The sequence below is a fragment of the Williamsia sp. 1138 genome (assembly GCF_002095435.2).
Lineage (GTDB): Bacteria > Actinomycetota > Actinomycetes > Mycobacteriales > Mycobacteriaceae > Williamsia.
Genome location: NZ_MJEJ02000050.1, coordinates 98,075 through 123,714, shown reverse-complemented (window position 1 = coordinate 123,714; position 25,640 = coordinate 98,075). Strand labels below are relative to the sequence as shown.

Annotated in this window: 25 protein-coding genes; 8 read left to right on the top strand and 17 right to left on the bottom strand. The window is 65.4% G+C overall.

The genetic code is table 11. The features are described 5' to 3' along the window. Positions 1 to 493: 493 nt before the first annotated feature. Positions 494 to 1,867: an aspartate aminotransferase family protein gene (locus BH683_RS21480; RefSeq protein WP_084838320.1), complete on the bottom strand. Its 1,374-nt coding sequence runs from the start codon at positions 1,865 to 1,867 to the stop codon at positions 494 to 496. After that, complete coding sequence (locus tag BH683_RS21475) at positions 1,864 to 2,328, bottom strand: Lrp/AsnC family transcriptional regulator (RefSeq protein WP_084838319.1); 465 nt, start codon at positions 2,326 to 2,328, stop codon at positions 1,864 to 1,866. The genes BH683_RS21480 and BH683_RS21475 overlap by 4 nt, the downstream gene beginning before the upstream one ends. A 200-nt stretch (positions 2,329 to 2,528) precedes the next feature. Here BH683_RS21475 and BH683_RS21470 point away from each other — a divergent pair, with 200 nt between their 5' ends. After that, on the top strand, positions 2,529 to 4,019 hold the full coding sequence (locus BH683_RS21470) for a gamma-aminobutyraldehyde dehydrogenase (RefSeq protein ID WP_084838318.1): 1,491 nt from the start codon (positions 2,529 to 2,531) through the stop codon (positions 4,017 to 4,019). Beyond that, complete coding sequence (locus BH683_RS21465) at positions 3,986 to 5,443, top strand: FAD-dependent oxidoreductase (protein ID WP_084838317.1); 1,458 nt, start codon at positions 3,986 to 3,988, stop codon at positions 5,441 to 5,443. The genes BH683_RS21470 and BH683_RS21465 overlap by 34 nt, the downstream gene beginning before the upstream one ends. A gap of 80 nt (positions 5,444 to 5,523) precedes the next feature. Here the strand turns inward: BH683_RS21465 and BH683_RS21460 are convergent, their stop codons facing one another. The 3 genes from BH683_RS21460 to BH683_RS21450 form a co-directional block, all read right to left on the bottom strand. Further along, positions 5,524 to 6,390: a universal stress protein gene (locus BH683_RS21460; RefSeq protein ID WP_084838316.1), complete on the bottom strand. Its 867-nt coding sequence runs from the start codon at positions 6,388 to 6,390 to the stop codon at positions 5,524 to 5,526. 54 nt (positions 6,391 to 6,444) lie between these two features. Next, on the bottom strand, positions 6,445 to 7,953 hold the full coding sequence (locus BH683_RS21455) for an APC family permease (protein WP_084838315.1): 1,509 nt from the start codon (positions 7,951 to 7,953) through the stop codon (positions 6,445 to 6,447). Between the two features lie 352 nt (positions 7,954 to 8,305). Next, positions 8,306 to 8,845, bottom strand: a complete 540-nt coding sequence (locus BH683_RS21450) for a DoxX family protein (protein ID WP_084838314.1) — start codon at positions 8,843 to 8,845, stop codon at positions 8,306 to 8,308. A gap of 98 nt (positions 8,846 to 8,943) precedes the next feature. Between BH683_RS21450 and BH683_RS21445 the strand changes: the two genes are divergently transcribed. Next, a complete protein-coding gene (locus tag BH683_RS21445) occupies positions 8,944 to 9,864 on the top strand; it encodes a CoA ester lyase (protein WP_084838313.1) in 921 nt (306 codons plus the stop codon). A 161-nt stretch (positions 9,865 to 10,025) separates the two neighbouring features. On the opposite strand, the gene BH683_RS21440 is transcribed toward BH683_RS21445, so the two are convergent. The 5 genes from BH683_RS21440 to sdhC form a co-directional block, all read right to left on the bottom strand. Then, positions 10,026 to 10,847, bottom strand: a complete 822-nt coding sequence (locus BH683_RS21440; protein ID WP_084838312.1) for a hypothetical protein — start codon at positions 10,845 to 10,847, stop codon at positions 10,026 to 10,028. Between the two features lie 112 nt (positions 10,848 to 10,959). Then, entirely contained in the window at positions 10,960 to 11,748 is a 789-nt protein-coding gene (locus BH683_RS21435; RefSeq protein WP_084838311.1) for a succinate dehydrogenase iron-sulfur subunit, read from the bottom strand. Beyond that, positions 11,748 to 13,502, bottom strand: coding sequence for a succinate dehydrogenase flavoprotein subunit (gene sdhA, locus BH683_RS21430; RefSeq protein ID WP_084838310.1), 1,755 nt, complete (start codon positions 13,500 to 13,502; stop codon positions 11,748 to 11,750). The genes BH683_RS21435 and sdhA overlap by 1 nt, the downstream gene beginning before the upstream one ends. 28 nt (positions 13,503 to 13,530) lie before the next feature. After that, positions 13,531 to 13,983 carry a succinate dehydrogenase hydrophobic membrane anchor subunit gene (locus tag BH683_RS21425; protein ID WP_084838309.1) on the bottom strand — a complete coding sequence of 151 codons (453 nt, stop codon included), beginning with the start codon at positions 13,981 to 13,983 and terminating at the stop codon, positions 13,531 to 13,533. A 12-nt stretch (positions 13,984 to 13,995) separates the two neighbouring features. Further along, positions 13,996 to 14,400: a succinate dehydrogenase, cytochrome b556 subunit gene (gene sdhC / locus BH683_RS21420; protein ID WP_084838438.1), complete on the bottom strand. Its 405-nt coding sequence runs from the start codon at positions 14,398 to 14,400 to the stop codon at positions 13,996 to 13,998. A 224-nt stretch (positions 14,401 to 14,624) separates the two neighbouring features. Here sdhC and BH683_RS21415 point away from each other — a divergent pair, with 224 nt between their 5' ends. The 3 genes from BH683_RS21415 to BH683_RS21405 are packed head-to-tail and all read left to right on the top strand — an operon-like array spanning position 14,625 to position 17,465. After that, on the top strand, positions 14,625 to 15,053 hold the full coding sequence (locus BH683_RS21415) for a cytidine deaminase (RefSeq protein ID WP_084838308.1): 429 nt from the start codon (positions 14,625 to 14,627) through the stop codon (positions 15,051 to 15,053). Next, a complete protein-coding gene (locus tag BH683_RS21410; RefSeq protein ID WP_246833511.1) occupies positions 15,046 to 16,353 on the top strand; it encodes a thymidine phosphorylase in 1,308 nt (435 codons plus the stop codon). Before BH683_RS21415 ends, BH683_RS21410 begins: the two co-directional genes overlap by 8 nt. Continuing rightward, positions 16,350 to 17,465: an adenosine deaminase gene (locus BH683_RS21405; protein ID WP_084838306.1), complete on the top strand. Its 1,116-nt coding sequence runs from the start codon at positions 16,350 to 16,352 to the stop codon at positions 17,463 to 17,465. Before BH683_RS21410 ends, BH683_RS21405 begins: the two co-directional genes overlap by 4 nt. A gap of 78 nt (positions 17,466 to 17,543) precedes the next feature. Here the strand turns inward: BH683_RS21405 and BH683_RS21400 are convergent, their stop codons facing one another. The 3 genes from BH683_RS21400 to BH683_RS28510 all read right to left on the bottom strand — a co-directional run bounded on the left by BH683_RS21400 (position 17,544) and on the right by BH683_RS28510 (position 20,354). Then, a complete protein-coding gene (locus BH683_RS21400; RefSeq protein WP_084838305.1) occupies positions 17,544 to 18,830 on the bottom strand; it encodes a primosomal protein in 1,287 nt (428 codons plus the stop codon). A 142-nt stretch (positions 18,831 to 18,972) separates the two neighbouring features. Beyond that, a complete protein-coding gene (locus BH683_RS21395) occupies positions 18,973 to 20,049 on the bottom strand; it encodes a C40 family peptidase (protein ID WP_084838304.1) in 1,077 nt (358 codons plus the stop codon). After that, on the bottom strand, positions 20,046 to 20,354 hold the full coding sequence (locus tag BH683_RS28510; protein WP_168187094.1) for a type VII secretion target: 309 nt from the start codon (positions 20,352 to 20,354) through the stop codon (positions 20,046 to 20,048). The genes BH683_RS21395 and BH683_RS28510 overlap by 4 nt, the downstream gene beginning before the upstream one ends. A 51-nt stretch (positions 20,355 to 20,405) precedes the next feature. Between BH683_RS28510 and upp the strand changes: the two genes are divergently transcribed. After that, complete coding sequence (gene upp, locus BH683_RS21385) at positions 20,406 to 21,029, top strand: uracil phosphoribosyltransferase (RefSeq protein WP_084838302.1); 624 nt, start codon at positions 20,406 to 20,408, stop codon at positions 21,027 to 21,029. Here upp and BH683_RS21380 read toward each other — a convergent pair. From BH683_RS21380 to BH683_RS21365, 4 genes are read right to left on the bottom strand one after another with little or no spacing between them, the layout of a single operon-like run. Next, positions 21,022 to 21,816 (bottom strand): ATP-binding cassette domain-containing protein, encoded by a 795-nt coding sequence (locus BH683_RS21380; protein ID WP_084838301.1) that lies wholly within the window; start codon positions 21,814 to 21,816, stop codon positions 21,022 to 21,024. The genes upp and BH683_RS21380 overlap by 8 nt on opposite strands. 4 nt (positions 21,817 to 21,820) lie before the next feature. Continuing rightward, entirely contained in the window at positions 21,821 to 22,426 is a 606-nt protein-coding gene (locus tag BH683_RS21375) for a hypothetical protein (RefSeq protein WP_084838300.1), read from the bottom strand. A gap of 9 nt (positions 22,427 to 22,435) precedes the next feature. Continuing rightward, a complete protein-coding gene (locus BH683_RS21370; protein ID WP_084838299.1) occupies positions 22,436 to 24,064 on the bottom strand; it encodes a phospho-sugar mutase in 1,629 nt (542 codons plus the stop codon). A gap of 7 nt (positions 24,065 to 24,071) precedes the next feature. Beyond that, positions 24,072 to 24,896: a purine-nucleoside phosphorylase gene (locus BH683_RS21365; protein WP_084838437.1), complete on the bottom strand. Its 825-nt coding sequence runs from the start codon at positions 24,894 to 24,896 to the stop codon at positions 24,072 to 24,074. Positions 24,897 to 24,927: 31 nt separating this feature from the next. Here BH683_RS21365 and BH683_RS21360 point away from each other — a divergent pair, with 31 nt between their 5' ends. Next, a complete protein-coding gene (locus BH683_RS21360) occupies positions 24,928 to 25,629 on the top strand; it encodes an enoyl-CoA hydratase/isomerase family protein (protein WP_084838298.1) in 702 nt (233 codons plus the stop codon). Positions 25,630 to 25,640: the final 11 nt, after the last annotated feature.

Genomic DNA, 25,640 nt, shown 5'->3' with positions numbered 1-25,640 from the left:
GACGTACCGAACAGTCGTATCGACCAAATAAACCACGATCAAACATTGGTGTGGTGAGGAAACGGTCGACTCGTCAGGGCGCGGGCGGACCCATCGATGCGTCCGTACCTGTTGAGGGGAGCGCCGATGAGACTGGCGGGGACTTTAAATCAGGGCGAGTGAAAAGCCGCGGCATCCGTGCCGCCGACCGGGCCCTTACAGACGCCGACCGTGCCTTTTCCGACGCCGACCGGGCCCTTTTCGACGCCGACCGTGCCGTTTCCGACGTTGAGCGGGCCTTTTTCGACGCCGACCGGGCCGTTTCCGACGCCGACTCGGCCTTTCTTGCCGCCGAACCTGCCGACGTAGACCGTAAGCGGCAGGAACCGCTACAGTCGGCGACCGGAAAAGCCCGCTCGGCGTCCGGAAGAGCCCGCTCGGCGTCCGGAAGAGCCCGCTCGGCGTCCGGAAGAGCCCGCTCGGCGTCCGGTAGGGCCCGCTCGGCGTAACCGGGTCAGATCTTGGTGTACGCCTCCGTCAGGACCGATCGCAGGATCTGCTCGATCTCGTCGAACTCGGCCTGGCCGCAGATGAGGGGTGGAGCCAGCTGTACGACGGGATCTCCGCGGTCGTCGGCGCGGCAATAGAGGCCCGCGTCGAACAGTGCCGTCGAGAGGAATCCGCGTAGGACCCGCTCGGACTCGTCGGGGGAGAAGGTCTCCTTGGTCGCCTTGTCCTTCACCAGTTCGATCCCGTAGAAATAGCCTTCACCGCGCACGTCCCCGACGATCGGCAGATCGTTCAGTCGCTCCAGGGTCGCGCGGAAGTCCGGAGCGAGCTCCTTGACCCGGCCGGTCAGTCCTTCGCGTTCGAAGATGTCGAGGTTCGCCAGCGCCACCGCAGCCGACACGGGGTGCCCGCCGAAGGTGTAACCGTGGGCGAAAGAAGTGGTGTTGTCGTTGAACGGCTCGAACAGGCGGTCGGAGGCGATCATCGCGCCGATCGGCGAATAGCCCGAGGTCATGCCCTTGGCGCAGGTGATGATGTCGGGGATGTAGTCGAAGTCGTCGCATGCGAACATCGAGCCGATCCGACCGAACGCACAGATCACCTCGTCGGAGACGAGCAGGACGTTGTACTGGTCGCAGATCTCGCGTACCCGTTCGAAGTAACCGGGCGGCGGCGGGAAGCAGCCGCCGGCGTTCTGGACGGGCTCGAGGAACACGGCGGCCACGGTGTCGGGGCCTTCGAACTCGATGGCCTCGGCGATCCGGTCCGCCGCCCAGCGTCCGTACGCCTTGGGGTCGTCGGCGTATTCGGTGGCGCGGTAGATGTTCGTGTTGGGAACGCGGAAGGCTCCCGGTGTCAGCGGTTCGAAAGCCTCCTTCAGTGCGGGGATCCCGGTGATGGCGAGGGCGCCCTGCGGGGTGCCGTGGTAGGCGATCGACCGCGAGATCACCTTGTGCTTGCCGGGTTTGCCGGTCAGCTTGAAGTACTGCTTGGCGAGCTTCCATGCACTCTCGACGGCCTCACCACCGCCGGTGGTGAAGAAGACCCGGTTCAGGTCTCCGGGTGCGTAGGCCGCGAGACGTTCGGCGAGTTCGATGGCGGGCGGCGTCGCGTAAGACCACAGGGGGAAGAAGGCGAGCTCTTTGGCCTGCTTGGCGGCGGCCTCGGCGAGTTCGTCGCGGCCGTGACCGGCCTGGACGACGAACAGGCCCGACAACCCGTCGAGGTAACTGCGGCCGCGGTCGTCGAAGATCCTGGCGCCCTCGCCGCGGGTGATCACCGGCGGTGTGGTCTGGTCGCCGTGTCGCGAGAAGTGTCCCCACAGGTGACGCGCCGAGCGGGCGCCGAGGCTGGTGGTCTCGGATTCGAGAGCGGTCATCGGGTTCCCCAATTGTATTGTTGTTTGACCAGTTTCAGGTAGACCAGAGTTTCGGTTCCGGTCACTCCTGGCTGCGATCGAACCTTCTTGTTCAACACCTCGAGCAAGTGCTCGTCGTTTTCACAGACCACCTCGATCACCACGTCGAACGAGCCGGCCGTGAGCACCACGTAATCGATCTCCTTGACTTGGGCGAGGGCTTCCGCCAATTCGCCGGTGTCGCCGGTGCAGCGGATCCCGATCATTGCCTGGCGGGCGAAGCCCACCTGCATCGGATCGGTCACCGCCACGATCTGCATGACGCCTGCATCGCTGAGTCGTTGAACCCGGTTGCGCACCGCGGCTTCCGACAGGCCCACCGCCTTGCCCACCGAGGCGTACGAGCGTCGGCCGTCGGCCTGCAGCTCCTCGATGATCTGCTTGGAGATGTCGTCAAGGACTATCGGTTGCTGATCGGTCATGGCCCCGATTCTTGTCGATGCGCAGTCAGGTTCGATCGTTGCACTGCCATCGTTACGGATTCCGCACATTTCCGCAACACAAACAGATGATTTGGTCGTCATTGGGCGGTTTCGCTCGCGGAATTCGCAGTCCCTGGGTACTGTGGCTGACAGTTCAGACGATGACAGCCACCCGTTCGACGAAGCCCACGAGGACAGATATGAGCAACCACTCGAACTTCGCCGCCGGATGGGTCGGCGGCGGCGACCACGTCGGTACCGGTCCGGACCATCAGGTGATCAACCCTGCCACCGGAGGCGTCGTCGCGACCACGGCGCTCGCGACCGCTGCGGACGTCGACACCGCGGTGGTCACGGCCCGCGCGGCCCTGGGCGAGTGGGCGGGTGCGACCCCTGCCGAGCGCAGCGCGGTCCTGGCAAGACTTGCAGCGGGAATGGCCGCTTCCTCAGCGCAGCTGGCCGACGAAGAGGTGGCCCAGACCGGCAAGCCGATCCGGCTGGCGAACGAGTTCGATGTTCCGGGGTGTGTCGACAACACGGAGTTCTTCGCAGGCCTGGCACGCAATCTCGAGGGCAAGGCCAGCGCTGAGTACTCCGGCGACCACACCTCGTCCATCAGGCGTGAACCTGTGGGGGTCGTCGGATCGATCACGCCATGGAACTATCCGCTGCAGATGGCGGTGTGGAAGGTCATGCCTGCCTTGGCCGCCGGCTGCAGCGTCGTGCTCAAGCCCGCCGAGCTGACACCACTGACCACGCTGACCTTGGCCCGTCTGGCGACCGAAGCGGGTCTGCCTGACGGGGTGTTCAACGTGCTGACCGGAACCGGCGCCGAGGTCGGCGCCGCGATCGCGGGTCATCGCGGCGTCGACGTCGTGACATTCACCGGATCCACCGGGGTCGGCCGACAGGTGATGTCCCAGGCGGCCGTCAACGGAACTCGCGTGCAGCTCGAATTGGGTGGCAAAGCACCGTTTCTCGTGTTCGACGACGCTGATCTGGAGGCGGCGATCCACGGCGCGGTGGCCGGATCGCTGATCAACTCCGGCCAGGACTGTACGGCGGCGACCAGGGCGATCGTTGCCAGGCCCCTTTACGACGACTTCGTCGCCGGCGTGGGTGAGTTGATGAGCAAGGTTGTCGTGGGAGACCCGACCGATCCGGCCACGGACATGGGACCGCTCATCTCTTTTCCGCACCGCGACAAGGTGTCCGCAATGGTAGATCGCGCCCGCGATGCGGGTATCCGGGTGGTGACGGGCGGTTCTGTGCCCGACGGTCCCGGTGCTTACTACACACCGACCCTGCTGGCAGACGTGCCCGAGCACGCCGAGGTGTATCGCGACGAGATCTTCGGTCCGGTGCTCACCGTCAGCCCGTTCGATGGCGACGACGACGGCGTGCGCCGGGCGAACGACACCGTTTACGGCCTGGCCGCTTCGGCCTGGACCAGGGATCTGTACCGGGCGCAGCGGGCGAGCCGAGAGATCCGCGCCGGCTGCGTGTGGATCAACGATCACATCCCGATCATCAGCGAGATGCCGCACGGCGGTGTCGGTGCATCCGGGTTCGGCAAGGACATGTCCACCTATTCGCTCGACGAGTACCTCACCATCAAACACGTGATGAGTGACATCACAGGAGTTCCTCACAAGCCATGGCACCGAACAATTTTCACGCTGCCTCGTTAGACAGATCCGATGCGTGGGCGGAGGCGCCCACCGCCCGTGGCACGGCGATGGTCTCAGGCGCCACGCCGGCACCATATTGGCTCGACCGGTCGGAGCGCCCCGCGCCCAGACCGCGGTTGGCGGGCCAGGCGAGTGCCGACCTGGTTGTCGTCGGCGGCGGCTTCACCGGTTTGTGGACCGCGGTACAGGCGGCCGAGGCCGACCCGACGCGTTCGGTGATGTTGCTCGAGGGCGATCGCATCGCCGAAGGCGCGTCGGGCCGCAATGGCGGATTCTGTTCTGCGAGCCTGACTCACGGACTGTCGAACGGGATCGACCGTTACGCAGACGAACTCCCCACACTGCTACGCATGGGCGTGGCAACGCTCGAGGAGATCGAGTCGACGATCACCCGCCTCGGAATCGATGCCGACGTCGAGCACACCGGGGAACTGGATCTGGCGAGCTTCGATTGGCAGGTGCCCGACCTCGAAGAGGCCTACGCGCAAGGCAAGCGTTTCGATCAGCCGCTTCGTCTGCTGGATGCCGACGAAGTCGCGAAGCATGTCACGAGCCCGATGGCCCACGGCGCCGTGTACGACCCCGACGTGATGATGATCGACCCGGCGAAACTCGCCTGGGGGCTGGCTGCGGCGGCGGAACGACTCGGGGTGCGTGTGCACGAGCACAGCGAGGTGACGGCCATCGCGTCCGTCGGCGACCGGGTTCATCTGACGACCGGGTACGGCGGCGTCGACACAGCGAAGGTCGTCATCGCGACCGCGGCGTCGAAACCACTGCGCCGCAAGCTTCGATACCTGATGGTGCCCGTCTGGGACTACGCGCTCATGACCGAGCCGCTGACCGAGAAACAGTTGGCGTCCATCGGCTGGTCGGGTCGACAGGGACTCGCCGACTCCGGCAACCGTTTCCACTACTTCCGCCTTACGGCCGACGATCGCATCCTGTTCGGCGGATGGGACGCCGTCTACCACTACGGCGGCGACACCGACCCGCGCCGAGCGCAACGCCCGAGTGAGTTCGGGTTGCTCGCGGAGCACCTGCTGCAGGTGTTTCCGCAACTCGAGGGCATCAAGGCGTCGCACACGTGGGGCGGGATCATCGATACGTGCTCGCGGTTCAACAACTTCTGGGACGTCAGCATGGGCGGCAAGGTGGTGTCGGTGCTCGGATTCACCGGATTGGGTGTCGGCGCCTCGCACTTCGGGGCGCGCACAGCGCTCGATCTCGTCGATGGCCTCGACACCGAGCGCACCCGGCTGAAGATGGTGCAGTCCAAGCCCATTCCGTTCCCGCCCGAGCCGCTGCGGTGGTTCGGCATCACCGTCACCCGACATCAGTTCGCCCGCGCAGACCGCAACAAGGGTAGACGCGGCCTCTGGCTCAAGGCCATGGACGCTGCAGGTATCGGCTTCGACTCCTGACGCCTCCGATCTTGGTGGGTTTCGGCGAGCGTTTTCGCAGGTCGAGGTCGCCAGAACCCACCAAGATCGGGGGTCGGGGGTCAGGGCTTGTAGTCCTTGGGGACGACGATGATCGGGGCGTCGGTGTTCTTGAGGATCCGCGCGGAGGTGGAACCGAGAAATGCGCGGCGTGGGGGAGCGAGCCGGCCTGACCCGATCACCACGACATCTCCCGGCCCCCAGCGCAGCTCCTCGAGTGCTTCCTCGAGGGAGTTGCCGTCGGCGACCAGCGATTCGATACCCGATGTCCCACCGCAGCTCTGCGCGGCCACGGCGAGATTGGCCTCGGCTGCGGCGATATGACGACTCCTGACCTCGGCGGATTCCTCGTCGTCGCCGGAGAGATCATCATGCGAGACCAGCGACAGCAGACGCAGATTGAGCTTGCCCTCGCCGGCGAGGGCAAGCGCGAACGGAAGGGGCGTGTCCTTCGACTCGGCGGTCGGTACCGCGACGGTCAACGTGGTGATGGTCGGGATGTCGACGCGGCTGTAGCCGCGTGGCGCCAGTGCGACCGGTACCGGCGAGGCATGGGTGAGCGCAGAGGAGATGGTGCCCAGGGTGTGTTTGCCCAGGATGCCATCGCTGGTGCCGCCCACCACGATCATGGCCGCCTTGCTCGAGACAGCGAAGTCGATCAGGCACTGGGGAAACGATTCTGCGACCGGGGTGTGCCGTGCGACCTCGATACCGTCCGGGATGTCGGCGGCGACCTCGTCGAGCCATTGTTCGGCCTTGTTCACCAGTGCCGCCTCGTATCCGGCCCGGCCAGGGGAGCCGTCAGGTTCGGTTGCGCGGACGACACACACCAGGTCGATGGCGGCCCCCGTCGCTTTCGCGATCGCGATGGCCAGGTTCACCCCGTCGTCGCCGGTGTCGGTGTAGAGATAACCCACGGTCAGCCTCATGAGGTGGTACTCGCTTTCGTCGCAGCCCTGGTGGTGAGAGGTGTCGGGGCGAAATCAGTAGACATCGGGCACCTTGACCTCGGTATCGGCGTTGAGAGTCTTGCCCTTCCAGAAGTCCTTGGGGCCGAAGGCGAAGCACAGGAGCATCAGCGGGATACCGAGGACGAGCATGCCGACACCCATGATGAACACGCCGCCGACGCCGGCGATCGAGGTGGACCCATAGTCGGTCGCGTACATGTCGATGGCGCTCTGGACGAACGCCCACGTCATGGCAAGGGCGCCGATCAGCGGGAAGATGCCGCGGAAGAACAGGTTTCGCGTCGATGCGAACAGTGAACGGCGGAAGTACCAGACGCACGCGTAGGCCGTGATGCCGTAGTAGAACGCGACGGCCAGACCCAGTGACGAGATCGAGTCGGCCAGGGTGTCGTCGCTGACGAGCGAGAGCACCAGGTAGAACATGAGTGCCGATGCACCCATGACCGCCGTGCCGAATGCCGGGGTCATGTACCGCGGATGGACCTTGGCGAACCGCTTCGGGATGGCTCCGTACACAGCCATGGACAGTGTCCCGCGGGCCGTGGGCAGGATGGTCGACTGCGTCGAAGAGAGCGCCGAGACGGACACGGTCAACAGGAGCAGTGAGGCCATGATCGAGCCGGCCACGGGATCTCCGAGGATGGTCAGGACGTCGCTCGCATTGTCGGGGTTGTTCAAACCGATTCCCTCTTCACCGAATCCGGCGAACGACTGGATCGCGTAGGCGACGAGTACGTACGTGCAGACCAGGATCAGTGTCGTGAGAACCGCCGCACGGCCGGGTGTCTTGGCCGAATCCTTGGTCTCTTCTCCGACGGCGAGGCAGGCGTCCCAACCCCAGTAGATGAAGATGCACAGGATCACCGCTTCAGCGATGGACGACGCGCTCAGCCCGCTCGGCCAGATCCAGCTCAGGCTCGGGTTGATGGCCTGGGGGCCGGCCTTGTCGAAGCCGACCTTGAACAGCGCGATGACGCTGGCGACGATCAGTACGCCGAACTGGATGACGATCAGCACGTTCTGCATGCGTTCGCTGATCAGGATGCCGCGAATGCTGACCCAGGTCATCATCACGATGAGGATGCAACCGAGGCCGACCTTGATCCAGATGTTCTCTGCCCAGGAGTCCAGGTGCAGGAACCGCAGCAGGTAGACACCGGCAACCTCGGCGACGTTCGCGAGCACGATGATGGCGGATACGGCGAGTCCCCAGCCGCCGATCCAGCCGATCCAGGGGCCGAACGCCTTGGTGCCCCAGGTGAACGTGGTGCCGCAGTCGGGAGTGTCCTCGCCTAGCTCGCGGTATGCGAAGGCGATGAGGAGCATGGGGATGAACGCGAGGATGAACATCGCCGGGGCTTTTTCGTGGACGGCGGCGACGACGAAACCGAGGGTGGCGGCGAGGCTGTAGGCCGGTGCGACGGCCGAGAGGCCGATGACGACGTTGCCGACGAGTCCTAGGGAGCCTGAGCGCAGGCCTTTGTCGGGAACTTCAAAAACTGGCGGATCCGAAATGGCCATGGGTGTCTCCGGACGGTGAGGGGATCAACTAGCTTACCGTACGGTTTCGCCAGTGTAGGCGCTCAATAACGACGGATTTGTTTCCAATTCAGTAACACGACGACTGAATCAGTCGTGGGCACGCCGGTGGACGCCGTGGTTGGCGGGCGGCTGGCCTACGCGCCATCAATCTGCTGAGGTCGCGCAACTAATACAGTCCCACCCCGGGGGCGCCCTCGCCAGTCGATTCCCGGACTGACTCCGACGCGGCACCCAACCGGTTCACACACCGCAATCCGCTCCGCTTCCGTGGCCGGGATTGAACTGGATGGGCCACCGGAAGCGAAGCGGATGTCTGGGAGAGTGCGAGTGCCTACTCGGCGGGTGCGGCAGCTGCTGCTGCGGCAACGGCCTTCTGGCGACGTGCGACGACGAAGCCGGCACCTGCGCCTGCGGCGGCGAGCGCACCCACGGCCACCTTGCTGCCGGTGAAGCGATGGCCGAGGGCTGCATCGACGGAGTACTTGCCCGGACCGGTCAGGGCAAGCGCAGCTGATGCGAGTCCGAGAATCGCGGGGTATTCGTAGCCACCTGAGGTGGCGAAGAACCCTGCCGGTTTGTGCACCGAAGCGGCACCCACCATGGCACCGACGGCGCCTGCAGCCGCGAACGGTGTTCCGGCGCCCGCGACCAGAAGGGCGCCGCCGGCTTCACTGATACCGGCCAGGGCGGCAGAGGGCTTGGCGGGCTTGAAACCCATGCCGTCGAAGGCGCCGGCGGTGGCGTCGAGGCCGTGGCCACCGAACCAGCCGAAGAGTTTCTGGGTGCCGTGAGCGAACAGGGTGCCGCCGACGCCCACGCGAAGCGCGAGAAGTCCGACGTCGAGGGTGGGGCGGCTACGTGTAGTGGTCATCTGGTTTGTTCTCCTAACGAGTCGCCCCAAACAGTACTCCGGTCCGTTTACCGATGCACTTTGCCCCGGCGAACGTCGATAGAGGATCATGCCCTGTTGTGAATCCTTCGCAGAATTCAGTCAGCGCGCCCGACCCTGACGACATCGGATCTCGAATCGACCCGGTGCTCGCGCGGAGTTGGCTGCTAGTCAACGGACTGCAGTACGACCGTTTTCAGGCCGCAGCGAACTCGCGCGCAGATATCGTGGTCCTCGACATCGAGGACGCGGTCGCGCCCAAGGACAAGCTTCTCGCCCGCGACAACGTCGTCCGTTGGATCGCTGCGGGAAATCGTGATTGGGTGCGTGTCAACGGATTCGGAACGCAGTGGTGGGCCGACGATCTGACGGCACTGAGTCAGGTCAAACTCGGCGGTGTGATGCTGGCGATGGTCGAATCGGTCGACCACGTCACCGAGACGGCGAAGCGACTTCCGGGGGTGCCGATCGTTGCCCTCGTCGAGACAGCACGCGGTCTCGAACGGATCAGCGAAATCGCCTCCGCGAAGGGAACGTTTCGGTTGGCCTTCGGTATCGGTGACTTCCGCCGCGATACCGGCTTCGGCGATCAGCCGGCGACCCTCGCTTACGCCCGCTCCCGGTTCACCATCGCCGCCAAGGCAGCACACCTGCCCAGCGCGATCGACGGCCCGACGGTGGGTTCGTCGGCCCTCAAGCTGAGCGAAGCCACGGCGGTGAGCGCCGAGTTCGGGATGACGGGCAAGATCTGCCTCACCCCGGATCAGTGTGCCGCCGTGAACGAGGGCCTCTCACCCTCGCACGAGGAGATCGCGTGGGCGCTGGAGTTCTTCACCGAGTACGAAAAAGACGGTGGACAGATCCGCAACGGATCCGACCTGCCCAGGATCGCCCGCGGCACCAAGATCCTCGACCTCGCCCGTGCCTACGGCATCGAGTTCAACGAGGAGTACGACGACCCGGACCACATGCCCGCGCCGTCGGACACGTACCACTACTGAGGTCCACCCTCTCGGACCGCGAACTGCGCCGCGCCCGCTGATCTGCTCCAGTTTCGGGGATCTGCTCCACTTCCAGAGCGCTAGAAGTGGAGCATCTGTCTACAACTGGAGCAGATAGTGGGTGGGCCGGCGTCGACCCCACACCCATCGGGGGCGAGTGCTCAACCCGATTCGCAGGACACGCCGCCAAAGGGGAGCGGGTTCACCACCAGCACCCGGTTCGCGCCGTCGACGAGCCAGGCCGCACCCCGGTTGTCCAGGGACGCCGAATGGACTGTCGCGGCATCCGGCCCACGCAGGACTCCGCACCGCTCGACCCCGTACACCGGGGACCGTCCTGTCAGAAACTCCTCGGGGTCGGGGCCCGGCCACGGAACCGTTGCAGCCGGGTCCTCTGCGGCCTCGAGTTCGAAGACGGTGACCTCGTCGGGGACAAGGTCTTCGGTTGGTCGACCGTCTGCGAGACCTCGTGCAGCGTCGATCAGTTCGGCGAGTCGGGCGCGTACCGCCTTCTCGTCGGCGCTGAGCCCTTCGGTGAAGCGCGAGCCGTAGGCGTAGACGCTCAGGGTCGCGGGAGCGGTGTCGGCGTGCAGGGTGAACGTGGTGTTGCCCTGGTCGGTGACCTGCGGATCGCCGGCGTCGGTCGAGGGGGAGATGAGCCCGCCCGCTTCGGTCGCGGCGACGAACCTGGCCACCTCGGCGGGTTCGACCCGCGACACGGAGTAACTGCCGGGGAGGTCGTAGTTCTCGAGCGGGTTCCGCAGCAGGATGCGACCGTCACCGTAGATCGCGATCGCCGGCGATTGGAGAGAGAACATGATCGTGGGGCTGTACCCCGGTCCAGAGCTCACCGCGAACACGATCTGATCGGCGGGAAGTGGGGCGGGTTCGGCGGTCGGTGCGCCCGGCGAGTTCGTGCTGCATCCGGTCAGAATGGCCGCGAGCACCAGCCCACACGCCGCGTAGATGTTGCCGGTACCCATGTGCCAGAGGCTAGCGCGGGTCGGTCCCGCGGTGGGTCACCGGACCCCAGAGCGCACAGTGGCCGTCGCCCGGTGAGGGCGACGGCCATTACTTGAAACGAGAGATCGAAGCTCAGCGAGCAAACATCAACGCGCGCTTGACTTCTTGGATTGCCTGCGTGACCTGGATGCCGCGGGGGCAGGCGTCGGTGCAGTTGAACGTGGTGCGGCAGCGCCAGACGCCGTCGACCTCGTTGAGGATGTCGAGACGCTCGGCGGCACCTTCGTCACGGCTGTCGAAGATGAAGCGATGAGCGTTCACGATGGCGGCCGGTCCGAAGTAGCTGCCCTCGTTCCAGTACACCGGGCAGCTCGTCGTGCAGCACGCGCACAGAATGCACTTGGTGGTGTCGTCGAAACGCGCCCGGTCGGTCTGGCTCTGGATCCGCTCGCGAGTCGGCTCGTTGCCGCTGGTCATGAGGAACGGCTTGACAGCGCGGTATGCGTCGAAGAACGGTTCCATGTTCACGACGAGATCCTTCTCTACCGGCAGGCCCTTGATGGGCTCGACGGTGATGGTGATCTCTTTGGACTTGTCCTTGGGGAGCATGTCCTTCATGAGCAGCTTGCAGGCCAGCCGGTTGACGCCGTTGATCCGCATGGCATCCGACCCGCACACACCGTGGGCGCACGAGCGGCGGAAGGTGAGCGTGCCGTCGAGGTAGCCCTTCACATACAGCAGCAGATTGAGCAGCCGGTCGGTCGGCAGAGCCGGCACCCGGAAGCTCTCGAACCCCTGTGCGTCAGGATCTTCCGGGTTGAACCGGCTGATCTTGAGCGTGACCATCGTGGCCTCGTCGGGAACCGGAGGCAACGGTGGATCGTCGTGGCGTACGTCGGCGATATCGGTGGTGGCAGTCATCAGTACTTCCGCTCCATCGGCTCGTAGCGCGTCTGGACCACTGGCTTGTAGTCCAATTCGATGTCCGACAGGAGGGCGTCACCCTTCTTGTAGGCCATCGTGTGCCGCATGTAATTGGTGTCGTCGCGATCCGGGTAGTCCTCGCGAGCGTGCCCGCCGCGCGATTCCTTGCGGTTCAGGGCGCCGACCACGGTGACCTCGGCCATCTCGAGCAGGAAGCCCAGCTCGATCGCTTCGAGGAGGTCGCTGTTGAAGCGCTTGCCCTTGTCGTGCACGCGGATCGAGCTGTACCGCTCCTTGAATCCGTGGATGTCGGTCAGGGCCTGCTTGAGCGTCTCTTCGGTACGGAACACCGAGGCGTTCGCGTCCATCGAGGCCTGCAGCTCGGTGCGGATGTCGGCGACCCGCTCGTGTCCGTGCTCGGACAGGACCAGCTCGAGCCATTCGTCGACCATCTTGGTCGGTGTCTCCGGGAGCTCGGTGAACTCGTTCGCCAGCGCGTACTCGGCGGCGGCGATACCTGCCCGGCGGCCGAACACGTTGATGTCGAGCAGCGAGTTGGTGCCGAGTCGGTTGGCACCGTGCACCGAGACGCAGGCGCACTCACCCGCGGCGTACAGGCCATGGACGACCTCGTCGTTGTTGGCCAGCACCTCACCGTTGATCTTGGTGGGGATGCCACCCATGACGTAGTGACAGGTCGGGAACACCGGCACGTACTCGGTCACCGGGTCGACGCCGAGATAGGTGCGCGCGAACTCGGTGATGTCGGGGAGCTTCTCGTTGAGAACCTCCTCGCCGAGGTGGGTCACGTCGATGTAGACGTAGTCCTTGTTCGGACCCGCGCCGCGGCCCTCGAGTACCTCGAGGACCATGGAGCGGGCGACGATGTCGCGAGGCGCGAGGTCCTTGATGGTCGGGGCGTAGCGCTCCATGAACCGTTCGCCGTCCGCATTGCGCAGGATCCCACCTTCACCGCGCACCGCTTCGGAGATCAAGATGCCGAGGCCGGCAAGGCCGGTCGGGTGGAACTGGTGGAACTCCATGTCCTCGAGGGGGAGTCCCTTGCGGAAGACGATCCCCATCCCGTCACCGGTCAGGGTGTGGGCATTGGAGGTGGTCTTGTACATGCGGCCCGAGCCGCCGGTCGCGAAGACGATCGACTTGGCGTGGAAGACATGGATCTCACCGGTGGCCAGCTCGTAGGCAACCACACCGGTAGCAACCTTCTCGCCCTCGGAGTTCTCCGTGAGGCAGATGTCGAGCGCGTAGAACTCGTTGAAGAACTCGACGTCGTGCTTGACGCAGTTCTGGTAGAGGGTCTGCAGGATCATGTGGCCGGTGCGGTCTGCGGCGTAGCAGGCGCGGCGGACCGGGCTCTTGCCATGGTCGCGCGTGTGGCCACCGAAGCGACGCTGGTCGATCTTGCCCTCAGGGGTGCGGTTGAACGGCAGCCCCATCTTCTCGAGGTCGAGAACGGCGTCGATGGCCTCTTTGGCCATGATCTCCACGGCGTCCTGGTCGGCGAGGTAGTCGCCGCCCTTGACCGTGTCGAAGGTGTGCCATTCCCAGTTGTCTTCTTCGACGTTCGCGAGTGCGGCGCACATGCCGCCCTGTGCGGCGCCGGTATGACTACGGGTGGGGTAGAGCTTGGTCAGCACCGCGGTACGGGTCCGGGGGCCTGCTTCGATGGCCGCACGCATCCCGGCGCCGCCTGCGCCGATGATCACCACGTCGTAACGATGTTCCTGCATGTGTACTTGCTCCGTTTCCAGGGCCGGATCAGACGCTGTTGACGTCGAAGGTGAGCAGGGCGTAGGTGCCGGTGAGCAGCACCAGGATCATCGACAGTGCCAGGAGCACGTTCAGCCAGAAACGCGTCGAGTCCTTACGGGAGTAATCGGCGATCACGGTGCGCACACCGTTGCCACCGTGCAGCTGGGCAAGCCAGAGCATGCTGATGTCCCAGACCTGCCAGAAGGGATCTTTCCAACGTGCGGCCACGAAGGACGCGTCGATCCGGTGCACGCCGTCGTCCCAGGCCAACATGATGAACATGTGGCCGATCGTCAGGATGATCAGTGCGAGACCCGAGAAGCGCATGAAGAGCCAGGCGTTCTTCTCGAAGTTGCCGCCCTTGGCCCGCCGCGGTGAACGGGGGTTGTCGAGGCTTGCCGGACGGTCGTGGTCGGTGCCCACGACCTTCGCGAGGATGGGGCTGTTCGGAGTGGTCATCTGCGGCGCCTCCTAAAGGTGTTCCACGATAAGTTGCAGCAGGCGTATCGCTGCCGCGCCGAAGAGGATCGCGAACAGGGTCAGGATGGTCCACAGCATCTGACGCTGGTACTTGGGTCCCTTGGACCAGAAGTCGACCAGGATGATCCGAACACCGTTCAGTGCGTGGTAGAGGACACACGCGACCAGGCCGATTTCCATCAGGCCGATGATCGGGTTCTTGTACGTCTCGATGATCTCCGAGTACTTGTCCGGATCGATGCGGATCACGGCCGTGTCGAGCACGTGTACAAAGAGAAAGAAGAAAATCGAGACACCGGTGATCCGGTGCAGTACCCAGGACCACATGCCTGGGTCACCCCGATACAGGGAACGTTTGCGCACCGGCGCGGGCGCGGTCTCTGTAGGAATGCTCATCGAGAAATTGGCCTCCAACATCGTTGATGGATGCGTCGAGCGCGGTTCCGGCTGCTCGATCGTGGACCCACGAAACAAACCATAAACCCAAGCTGAACCAGGGAGGAATCCTCCCCGAGTCGACAAGAGCTGCAATGCATCTCGATTTAGGGTTGCCTTACCATTGTTGCGATGTTAAGTGCGGTCCTCGTGCGGGCCCGCCGGTGTACCGGTAAGGTCATCTCATGGCCCCTGAAGTCAACTGGAAACTGTTGCGCACCAAAGCTTTAGACGCCATGCGGGGCGCCTATGCGCCCTACTCCGACTATCCGGTCGGCGCCGCGGCCCTAGTCGACGATGGGCGTTTCGTGACAGGTTGCAATGTGGAAAATGTCTCATATGGTTTAGGCCTCTGTGCCGAGTGCACGCTGGCCGGAAACTTGCACATCACCGGTGGTGGGCGCCTGTTGGCGCTCTCGTGCACGGACAGTCGAGGCGAGGTGCTGATGCCGTGTGGGCGCTGCCGGCAGGTTCTTCTCGAGCACGGCGGTACCGAGATGTTGATCGATCATGCCGACGGACCGAGACCGCTCGGACAGCTGTTGCCCGACTCGTTCGGGCCTGCCGACCTCGAGGCGGGACGGCTCGCGTCTGGAGGTGAACACCGTGGGTGAGAGTTTCGACGCCGTCTCGGTGATCGCGACCAAACGCGACGGCGGTGCCCTCAGCGATGCCGAGATCGACTGGGTGATCGATGGGTTCACCGCGGGCGAGGTCCACGACGAACAGATGTCGGCCCTCGCCATGGCGATACTGTTGCGAGGCATGGACCGTCGCGAGATCTCGCGGTGGACCACCGCGATGACCAACTCGGGGCAGCGAATGGACTTCAGCGGCCTCCGGCGCGCCGGCAGACCACTAATGACGGTCGACAAACACTCGACGGGTGGTGTGGGGGACAAGATCACCCTTCCACTCGCGCCGCTGGTCGCTTCGTACGGAATCGCGGTGCCTCAATTATCCGGACGTGGCCTGGGTCACACAGGAGGCACTCTAGACAAACTAGAGGCGATAGCCGGGTGGCGCAGCGATCTGAGCTACGACGAGATCGTCTCGCTGCTGGAATCCGTGGGCGCGGTCGTGTGTGCGGCTGGAGCGTCTCTGGCGCCGGCCGACAAGAAGTTGTACGCGTTGCGCGATGTGACAGGAACCGTCGAATCGATCCCGCTCATCGCGAGCTCCATCATGAGCAAGAAGATCGCCGAGGGCACGCAGGCCCTGGTGCTCGACGTCAAGGTCGGCGCCGGAGCCTTCATGAAATCGGAGGCCGATGCCCGCGAACTCGCGCAGATCATGGTCGAGCTCGGCAACGAGGCGGGCGTCCGGACGTCCGCGCTCCTCACGTCCATGTGGGAACCGCTGGGGATGACAGCCGGCAACGCGCTCGAGGTCGCCGAGTCGCTGGAGGTGCTCTCCGGTGGCGGTCCGGCCGACGTCGTGGAGCTGACCGTGGCCTTGGCGACGGAGATGCTGGCCGCTGCCGGGATGACCGGTGTCGACGTGACCGACAACCTGCGCAACGGCAAGGCGATGGATGTGTGGGAGGCGATGGTCCGGGGCCAGGGCGGCGACCCGAAGGCGGCACTCCCGCAAGCCGACCATTCCGAGACCATCTCCGCCGAGTCGGCAGGCGTGATCGAGTCGGTCGACGCGATGTCGGTGGGCAGAGCGGCCTGGCGTCTCGGTGCGGGACGGGCACGGCAAGGTGAGTCGGTTCAGGCCGAGGCCGGTGTCCGGATGCACGTGCGTTCGGGTGACCGCGTCGAGGCGGGCGATCCGTTGTTCACGATGTACACCGCCACGCCCGAGAGATTTGCCTCGGGAAGGGCCGCGCTCGCGGGCTCGACCGTGATCGGGTCGACACCGCCGCAGACCCTGTCGAGGGTCATCGATCGCGTTACGGTCGAGGCATGACAACGTCGCCGCTGGATCTTCCGTCCATCGCACTCGCTCCCAAGGTGCTTCTCCACGACCACCTCGACGGTGGATTACGTCCTGCGACCGTGCTCGAATTGGCCGAGGAGATCGGATACGACGAGCTACCAGCCGATGACGTTGCCGCCGTGGGCGCCTGGTTCCGAGAGGCAGCCGACAGCGGTTCCCTGGTTCGCTATCTGGAGACGTTCAAGCACACGGTCGCCGTGATGCAGACCGCCTCCTCCCTCGAACGGGTGGCCCGTGAGTGCGCCGAAGACCTCGCGGACGACGGGGTGGTGTACGCCGAGGTGCGCTTCGCACCCGAGCAGCATCTCGAGGACGGACTGACCCTCGACGAGGTCGTCGAGGCAGTTCTGCGGGGATTCGAGGACGGTACCGCGCAGGCTGCCGGCCGGGGACGGCGGATTCAGGTGCGTACGCTGGTGACGGCGATGCGACACGCGGCCCGCTCCCGCGAGATCGCCGAACTGGCGGTGCGGTTCCGCCACCGCGGGGTCGTCGGATTCGACATCGCGGGCGCCGAAGCCGGCTACCCGCCCAGCCGGCATCTCGACGCCTTCGAGTACATGCGGGCGAACAATGCCCCGTTCACGATTCACGCCGGGGAGGCATTCGGGTTGCCCTCGATCCACGAGGCGATCAGCTTCTGTGGGACGGATCGGCTCGGTCATGGTGTGCGGGTCATCGAGGACATCGCTCTCCCCGTCGGCGCGGATCCCGCAGCAGCGTCATTCCCGGACGCGAAACTCGGCGATGTGGCGAATTATGTGCGGGACAAGCGGATCCCGTTGGAACTGTGCCCCAGTTCCAATGTGCAGACGGGAGCAGTCGCGAGCCTCGCCGAGCACCCGTTCAACGTGCTGGCCCGCCTGCGTTTTCGCGTCACGGTCAACACCGACAATCGGCTGATGGGCGACACGACCATGAGTCGTGAGTGCAAGGTGCTCGTCGACCAGTTCGGGTACGGATGGTCCGATCTCGAGCGGTTCACCGTCAACGCGATGAAGTCGGCCTTCATCCATTTCGACGAGCGCCTCGCGATCATCGACGACGTCATCAAACCCGGCTACGCGGTGCTGATCGGCTGATCTGCCCGGCGTGCCGATACTGCCGCTCAGCCTGCCAATACGGCCGCCGAGCGGGCGGGACTTCGCGCCGAGCGGCCCCTAGTCGCGCTTCTTCTCGAGCCGGGTCTCGAACTCGTGCTCGAGCGCGCGCCACGCCTCGGACTCGTTGTCGAACGGCGCGCTCGGAGCCATCCGCTTCGGGTCGGGGTTGAGTGCGTAGTTCACGAACCAGCCCAGCGGAGTGGTCGAGCCCAGCGCCTCGGCGACCGAATCGTCGTCGGCGAAATCAGCAGCATCGGTGAGCAATTCGACCGCGAGTTCGAGTTGCCGCCGATCGATGCGGCGCGGGCCGTCCGCGATGTCGTCGGTCAGACCCGGCAGTACATACACATTGTCGTCGTAGACATCGATCTCGAGCGATCCGTCGGTCGCGGCGATCTGGATCTCCTCGAACGTGCTGACGGCTGACAGGTCGTGTTCGTTGTCGTCGGCCAGGAAACGCTCGAGGGCACGCTTGGAGCCGAAGGCGAAGATCTTGCCGTTCTTGCCGAGGAACACCGGATCGTCGTCCAAATAGCAACGCAGTGAGAAGAACTCGCCGGCGCTGGTGATGATCTGAATCGGATCGATGCCGACCGAACCCCAGAAGTCGTCTTCGTCGATCTCGTCATCTTCGTCCTCGAGATCGTCATCTTCTTCGACCGCGTCATCGTCATCGTCATCGTCGGTGTCGTCACCCGCCACCAATTCGACGTCGTCGTCCGGCTCGTCTTCGTCTTCGGCGCTCGCGGCAGCGAGTATTTCGGCCTCGGCGACGGAGACAGCCTCCGCGTCGACCTCGGGGGTCTTGATGACGGCGTCGATGGCGTCGATGACGTCATCCCAGCGCTTGTCGATGAGAGTTCCGATGCGCTCCCACAACTCCGCGCCGTCTTTGCCGACGAAGTTACGAGTACCCGTGGTGACAGCACCGAGGATGGGGTTCCCGTTGAAGAACTTGGTGATCGCGGTCAGCTCGCAGACTTCCCCGATGATCCTGACGATCTCGAGGACGTCCTCGAGCTTCGCGATCACCTCGGGGGTCGGATCTTCGGAGGCCAGTTCGGGAACCGCGATCAGGTCGTAGGAGTGGCCCTCGGCCGGCTCGAGCTCGTCGGCCTTGAGGCCGACCACCGTGTTCCAGGCGGGATGCTCGACGAGATCGTTGTCGGTACCCGAGCGAATGAACGCAACGAGCTCTGCGACGGAGCTGAACCCGTACAGGTCCTCTTCGAGACCGAGGAAGGCCTCCCACTCGTCGTCGCCCTCGCGCCAGCGCGGAGCCCACAAGGTGAACGTGTTGCCCTCGGTGATTCCGAGTTCGATTGGGACGATGTCTCCGGCCATGGGGACAGAGCCTAGTCACCGACCCCGAGCGTCGGCCACCTCGCCTCGCCCGAAGTGCACGAGGTTTGCCGAGATTTCCTGATCTGGTCGCGACCCGGCGACTTCACTGCGAGGTCAGCGCCGCGCGGATCGGGCGGGCAGATCAGTTCGGCCGGTAGAAGCCTTCGAAGGTCTGGTCCAGGTTCGAGGTTCGTACCGGGTTGACCTGAACAGGATCTCCCGCCTCAACCATCTGTCCGTTCCCGATGTACATGGCGACGTGTCCGGACCACACGGCGAGATCGCCAGGCTGTAGATCGGCCTGTGCCACCTGGACCCCGGCGGTGTCCTGTTCCTGTGCCAACCGGGGCAGCTCGACTCCGGCTTCCCGATAGGCCCACTGCGTGAGGCCGCTGCAATCGAGCCCCTGCCCGGGTGATGTACCTCCCCAAACATAGGGCACACCCTGCTGACTGAGTGCTGCCCGAACTGCTCTTGCTGCGCGTTCATTGGGTGCGTAAGCGACCGAACCGTCCGGCAGGGTGATCGCGACCCCGGTGCCGCCCGGGTTGGTTGCGGTCAGTCCGGCCGGCACGGTGGTCGCCGGGCCCTCGCCGTCGCCGGGCCCGGTTCTTCCGGCGGCGGCCTGCACCGGACCGAATGCGGCGTTACCGAGATTGCCCAGCTCGGTACCGACACGGGCGAGCTGGGCGTCGACAGGGTTCGACCCCGCCGGTGCGGGAGTGCGGCCGATGGCCAGTAGCCGGTCGGTGTCGGTTCTGAGCTCGGCGCGGGTGCGCTCGACGGCGTCGATGCCGCGCTGCAGATGTGCCATGGCGACCGGAATGACGGCCGCGAGACCCGCCGGTGTGTAAAGGGCCGGCCCCATGGCTGCGGTGACGGCGACGAACGAGTCGAGTATCGCCTGTAATTCGCCCGCTGCCCGCCGGATCTTGTCGCCCGCAGACTCGATGACATCGGCGATCTCGGCGCTGTCGTCGGAGAAATCTGCTGCATCGGTGACTGCGCGGTCCAGAACTGAGATCGCGCGGGCAGCACCCACCCCCGTCCAGGCGGGTTCGAGTTCGCTGTTGATGCGCACCTGCCGATTGCGGGCGTCATCGAGAACAGTTGCAGTGGAGCGTAACTGGGCCGCGGGGGCACCTGCAGGCAACTCGCCGGTGCCCAGCGCGGCGAGCAGGGCCCGCAGCGGGATGATGAGCAACTCGATCGGGATCATCGCGCGGTCGCCGCGATCTGTGCGGAATTGGTGTCGTCTGTGCCCGTATAGGTGTCGACGGCATGTGCCAGGCCCTGGCCGAGCGCAACCATCCTCGTGGCGAGATCGTCGATCTCTCGGCAGTGCCGGTCGGTGACCATCACCGCGGCCGCGGTGAACTCGGCCCCGATCAGGCCGAACGTCGGTGCCAGCACCGCCGCGTCGACGCGCCCGGCGAGGGCCTGGGCGGCGATGTCGGCTGCGACCGAGCGGGTGCCGGCTGCAGCGGTGGTCAGGGCGGCGGGATCAACGGAGACCGAACTCATGTGCATACGACGCAGTGGTCGGGGGTGTCGGTTCCCTCGTAAGGTGAGTCCATGCAGATCCGAGCAGTTGATCATCCACTGGCCGCCGCCAGGCTGACCACCCTCCGCGATGAGACCACCGGCAACGCGGCTTTTCGCGGTGCACTCTCCGATCTCACCCAGATGCTCATCTACGAGGCGTTGATCGGCGCGCCCGTGACCGAGGTGCCGATCACGACACCCGTGGTCGCGACGACGGGGGTGAAGCTGGCGTCGCCGCCCCTGCTCGTCCCGGTGCTGAGGGCCGGTCTGGGCATGGTCGAGCAGGCACACGCGATGGTGCCGGAGGCGAATGTCGGATTCGTGGGGATCGCGCGGAACGAGGAGACCCGGGAGCCGGTGCCTTATCTGGAGTCACTGCCGGACGATCTGACCGGCCAGCCGGTGTTCGTCCTCGATCCGATGCTGGCCACGGGCGGGTCGATGCTGCACACGATCGAGTTGCTGGTCTCCCGCAAAGCCACCGACATCACCGCGGTATGCGTCGTCGCGGCCCCTGAAGGCGTTGCTGCGCTGGAGAACTCCGGGTATCCGGTCCGACTCGTGACCGCGGCCATCGATGATGGACTCAACGAGGTCGCCTACATCACACCGGGTCTCGGTGATGCGGGCGATCGCCAGTTCGGTCCTAGGTAGCGCGCGCGGCCCAGCGGCCGCCCTCCCGGCGCACCTGCACGGGGTGATCGAAGCACTTCGTGATGGTCGCCGAGGTCAGGGCGTCGTCTACGTGGCCCTGGACCACTGATTCACCGTCGCGGAGCAATAGCGCGTGACTGGTGCTCGCGGGAAGATCCTCGAGGTGATGGGTGACCAGCACACTCGCCAGGTCGGGAACCTCGCGGCGCAGTTGATCGACGCTGGTCAGGAGTTGTTCGCGCGCAGCCAGATCCAGACCCGTGGCGGGTTCGTCGAGAAGGATCAGCGACGGCCTGGCCATCAACGCCCTGGCGATGAGCGTTCGTCCCCGTTCACCCTGGCTCATGGTGGTCCAGACCGAGTCTCGCCTCATGCTCATGCCCAACAAGTCGAGAAGTTCGTCGGCGTGCCGATGTTCGACGTCGTCGTACTCGCGTCGATGGTCCAGTTCCGGGGTGTTGGTCAAACCGGTGAGTACCACGTCGTGGGCCGTCAAGGGCAGGTCGAGGCGATGCCTCGGATCGACATGTCCGATATGGGTGCGTAACTCGCGCATGTCGACGCGGCCCAATCGGCGCCCGAGTACGTCGACGGTGCCGCGGGTCGGGTGTCCGAACGCGCCGAGGATGTTCAGCAGGGTTGATTTCCCGGCGCCGTTCGGACCGAGCAGTGCCCAGTGCTCGCCAGCGTTGACGGTGAAACTGATGTCGCGCAACAGGTACCGTCCACTCCGGACCACATCGATGTGAGCGGCGTGAAGGACTTCGTGTGGAGCAGTTGTGTCCACGGTGTCAGTTGGCCCAGTAGTAGATCATCGGTTCGGAGGCCAGCACGGCTCCGCCTTCGCTGATGGTGAGAGTCGATCCGTCCACCACGTATGTGGTGTTGTTGTTCACTGCGGTGAACCGGCTGCCCGAACGGGTCGGATATTGGATCTCGATGGCACCGCCGTCGGCAAGGCCCTTGTAGTAATACCGCCCGGTCTGCTCGCCCACCTGGCAGACAACAACTTTCGACCGGTTGGTCTGTCCGATCATCACCGCGGGATCACCGGTTGCGTTGCAGCGTGGACCGCTGAGAAAACCTTGGCCGTCGGCGCCGGGCACATTCGGATCGGGGCGATTCGGGGTGGTGGTCGGTGTCGCCGTCGTGGAGGTCAAGGTGCTGGTCGGCACTCCGGTGGAGGGCGTCAAGGTGACGGTTCGGGTGGCCGTCTGCTGGGTCGGGGTAGGAGTGGTACTCGTGCTCTCGGCGTTGTCCTCGTCGGACGGGATCAGCAGGAACCCCAGCAGGACGGCACCGGCGAGGACCAGGGCGCCCGCGACGATCGCACCGATGACCACCGGAGACGCCCACGGCGACTTCGGTGGCGGTGTCGGGGGGTAGTTGCCGCTCACGGGCTCACCCTACCGGCGTACCGACGCCGCGAACTCGGCCACCTGGGCACCGAGCGCGTCGAGCCGCGCCCGTGCCAGGGCCTTGGCGTTCCCGAGTTCGGTGCGAGGTGCCAGCGCCACTTCCAGATAGAACTTCAGTTTCGGCTCCGTCCCGGAGGGGCGCGCGATGACGCGAACCTGGTCGTGGTCGGTCGAACCGGTGAATTGCACGGCGTCGGTCGCCGATGGTCCCGGCCGGGTTGAGAAGTCCTCCACCGAGACCGCGGTGCCCGCGAGGCGCGGTGGTGGGTCGGTGCGAAGGGCCGTCATCACGTCGGCGATGTCGCTCAAATGATCGACACGGATCGCATACTGGGCGGTCGCGTGCACACCGAACTCGGTGAACAAATCATCGAGGCGATCGCCGAGATCCTGGCCGCTCGTGAGGAGTCGCTCGGCCAGCACGCACACCGCGACGGCGGCGCTGATGCCGTCCTTGTCCCGAACGGCGTCTGGGTCCACGCAATGGCCGATCGCTTCCTCATAGGCATAGACCAGTCCGTCGCCGGCACGGACCAGCCACTTGAAACCGGTGAGGGTGGTGACATGCCGGGTCCCAGCGGCCGCTGCGATCTTGCCGAGCAACGTCCCCGACACGATCGTGCTGGCCACCAAAGCGTTCTCGCCGCGGTGGCCGTCGACGATCTCTGCGCCGAGCAACGCGCCGGTCTCGTCACCGGACAGCATCCGCCATGCGCCGTCCACGCAGGCGCCGACAGCACATCGGTCGGCATCGGGGTCGAGCGCGATTGCCAGGTCGGCACCCGAGTCCCTGGCGAGGTCGAGCAGCAGATCGGACGCGCCCGGCTCCTCGGGATTCGGAAACGCTGCGGTGGGAAAGTCGGGATCGGGGCTGTGTTGCAGACCGACGACGGTGACATCGTGAAACCCGCACTCCCGCAACGCCTGTACGGCGATATCCCCGCCGACGCCGTGCATGGCCGTCAGCGCGACGCGGACGCGTCGCCGCTCCCGGCTCCCGAACGTGGTGACCAGGCGCGCGAGGTAACGCTCGAGGTTGGCGCGGGCTCGGCTGTCCGCGGCGACCGCGGCCCGGGGGATGTCCTTCGCGGGCCCCACCTGGGTGATGAGTTGCTCGATCTCGGCGTCTGCCGGCGGGATGAGCTGAGCTCCCTCGTCCAGGTAGACCTTGTAACCGTTGTCCGCAGGTGGGTTGTGCGACGCCGTGATCTGGATGCCTGCGACGGCGCCGAGGTCGCGGACGGCGAAGGCGACGAGCGGTGTGGGCCCGGGTTCAGGAAGCGCGATCACATCGAATCCCTGCGCCGCAAGAACTTGCGTGGTCGCGGAGAAGAAGTCTTCGGACCCATGCCTGGCGTCGCGGCCGACGACGACAGAGCCGCCGCGGTGGCCGTGATCGATCAGCCATTGCCCGACACCCGCCGTGGCGCCGCTGACCACCGCGACGTTCATGCCCGCCGGTCCGGCCCGCACCGGACCGCGCAGGCCTGCGGTACCGAAATGCAGGGTGCCCGAGAAACGCTCAGCCAACGATTCGGGATCGAGCCCTCGCAACTCGGCCCGCGTCCGGGGGTCGGGGTCTGCGTCGATCCACGCCTCTACCTGCTCATCGGTCATCGCCGGCTCAGATCTGTTCGATGACCTGGGCGAGCAGGTGGCCCATCCGGGTCGCCGACGAGCGCCCCACGGCGAGCACTTCCTCATGATCGAGAGGTTCGCCGGTGATACCCGCCGCCAGATTGGTGACCAGTGAAATGCCGAGTACGTCAAGCTTTTCCGCTCGGGCGGCGATTGTCTCGTGGACCGTCGACATCCCGACGAGATCTGCTCCGAGCACTCGCAGCATCTTGATCTCGGCCGGTGTCTCGTAGTGCGGTCCCGGGAGACCCGCGTAGACCCCCTCGGCCAACGACGGGTCCACGCTCTGCGCGATCTGACGTAGACGTGGGGAATACGCATCGACCAGATCGACGAATTGTGCACCGGCCAAAGGGGATCGTGCCGTCAGGTTGAGGTGGTCACTGATCAGTACGGGTTGCCCGACGGTCATGTCATCGCGCAGACCACCTGCAGCATTGGTCAAAACCAGTGTGCCGACACCGCAGGCGGCGGCGGTGCGGACCGCGTGCACCACGCTCGCGAGCGGATGACCTTCGTAGGCATGAGTTCTGCCCAGTAGGACGAGAACCGACCGGCCGCCGATCCGCAGGGAATGGACTGTCCCCGAGTGTCCCTCGGCGCTCGGGGGAGTGAATCCGGGCAACTCGGCCATCGGGACACTGGCAGCAGGCGTTCCCAGGGCGGCGGCCGCCGGAGCCCATCCCGAGCCGAGAACCACGGCCACATCGTGGCTCGCTGCACCTGTTGCTGTGGCGATGGCATCGGCAGCCGCCTGGGCGGCGCGCGCGGGGTCGGTCGTCGGATCTGCGTTTGAACCTTGCTCTGGCATGGTCACAACCTTAAGACGATATGGTCGCTCCATGCCGTACGTGACCACCAATGACGCTGTACACACCCTGTATCTCGGTGCTGAGGGCGCCGAACTCGACGAGAAGAACCCGGAGAACAGGTTCGGGATCGACTGGCTCGACACCGTGAACGCCCAGCTCGATCAGGTCGTCGAGAGCGCGCCGGGTGCGCTCGTGATCACCGCCACCGGGAAGTTCTTCTCGAACGGGCTCGACGTCGACTACATCGCGGCCAACGGTGACAAGCTGCCCGCCTACCTCGATCGCGTCCACGCGCTGTACGTGCGCGTCTTGACCCTGCCCATCCCCACGGTCGCGGCCATCAACGGACACGCCTTCGGGGCCGGGGCCATGCTGGCCCTGTGCGCCGACCATCGGATCATGCGCACGGAGCGGGGGTTCTGGTCCCTTCCCGAGATCCTGCTCGGGATGCCCTTCACGACGGGCATGGCCTCGCTCCTGCGGGTTCGTGTGCCCGACGCGACGGTGACCGAGGCGATGACCACCGGTCGGCGCTACGGTGGCGCCGACGCCGCCCGGGCCGGGATCGTCGAGCACGCTGTGGACATCGATCAGCTCCTGCCCGCTGCTGCAGACATCGCCGCAGGTCGTGCGTCCGTCGCGGGTCCCACTCTCGCGCTGATCAAGAAGGGTCTGCGGGCACCGCTGCTGGCCGATCTCGAGCGGCCGACGCCGCCGTCGCTGCTCGGCTGAGTCGAACCGAA

Bases quoted from the DNA above. Each gene is read 5' to 3' on its own strand.
- BH683_RS21460 (WP_084838316.1), bottom strand. From the start codon at position 6,390: ATGAGGCTGACCGTGGGTTATCTCTACACCGACACCGGCGACGACGGG.
- BH683_RS21450 (WP_084838314.1), bottom strand. From the start codon at position 8,845: ATGACCACTACACGTAGCCGCCCCACCCTCGACGTCGGACTTCTCGCG.
- BH683_RS21365 (WP_084838437.1), bottom strand. From the start codon at position 24,896: ATGCCAGAGCAAGGTTCAAACGCAGATCCGACGACCGACCCCGCGCGC.
- BH683_RS21360 (WP_084838298.1), top strand. From the start codon at position 24,928: ATGCCGTACGTGACCACCAATGACGCTGTACACACCCTGTATCTCGGT.
- BH683_RS21475 (WP_084838319.1), bottom strand. From the start codon at position 2,328: ATGACCGATCAGCAACCGATAGTCCTTGACGACATCTCCAAGCAGATC.
- BH683_RS21425 (WP_084838309.1), bottom strand. From the start codon at position 13,983: ATGACCACTCCGAACAGCCCCATCCTCGCGAAGGTCGTGGGCACCGAC.
- BH683_RS21370 (WP_084838299.1), bottom strand. From the start codon at position 24,064: ATGACCGATGAGCAGGTAGAGGCGTGGATCGACGCAGACCCCGACCCC.
- BH683_RS21405 (WP_084838306.1), top strand. From the start codon at position 16,350: ATGACAACGTCGCCGCTGGATCTTCCGTCCATCGCACTCGCTCCCAAG.
- BH683_RS21435 (WP_084838311.1), bottom strand. From the start codon at position 11,748: ATGACTGCCACCACCGATATCGCCGACGTACGCCACGACGATCCACCG.
- BH683_RS21395 (WP_084838304.1), bottom strand. From the start codon at position 20,049: ATGATCCCGATCGAGTTGCTCATCATCCCGCTGCGGGCCCTGCTCGCC.
- BH683_RS21415 (WP_084838308.1), top strand. From the start codon at position 14,625: ATGGCCCCTGAAGTCAACTGGAAACTGTTGCGCACCAAAGCTTTAGAC.
- sdhA (WP_084838310.1), bottom strand. From the start codon at position 13,502: ATGCAGGAACATCGTTACGACGTGGTGATCATCGGCGCAGGCGGCGCC.
- BH683_RS21455 (WP_084838315.1), bottom strand. From the start codon at position 7,953: ATGGCCATTTCGGATCCGCCAGTTTTTGAAGTTCCCGACAAAGGCCTG.
- upp (WP_084838302.1), top strand. From the start codon at position 20,406: ATGCAGATCCGAGCAGTTGATCATCCACTGGCCGCCGCCAGGCTGACC.
- BH683_RS21470 (WP_084838318.1), top strand. From the start codon at position 2,529: ATGAGCAACCACTCGAACTTCGCCGCCGGATGGGTCGGCGGCGGCGAC.
- BH683_RS21465 (WP_084838317.1), top strand. From the start codon at position 3,986: ATGGCACCGAACAATTTTCACGCTGCCTCGTTAGACAGATCCGATGCG.
- BH683_RS21400 (WP_084838305.1), bottom strand. From the start codon at position 18,830: ATGGCCGGAGACATCGTCCCAATCGAACTCGGAATCACCGAGGGCAAC.
- BH683_RS21440 (WP_084838312.1), bottom strand. From the start codon at position 10,847: ATGGGTACCGGCAACATCTACGCGGCGTGTGGGCTGGTGCTCGCGGCC.
- BH683_RS28510 (WP_168187094.1), bottom strand. From the start codon at position 20,354: ATGAGTTCGGTCTCCGTTGATCCCGCCGCCCTGACCACCGCTGCAGCC.
- BH683_RS21480 (WP_084838320.1), bottom strand. From the start codon at position 1,867: ATGACCGCTCTCGAATCCGAGACCACCAGCCTCGGCGCCCGCTCGGCG.
- sdhC (WP_084838438.1), bottom strand. From the start codon at position 14,400: ATGAGCATTCCTACAGAGACCGCGCCCGCGCCGGTGCGCAAACGTTCC.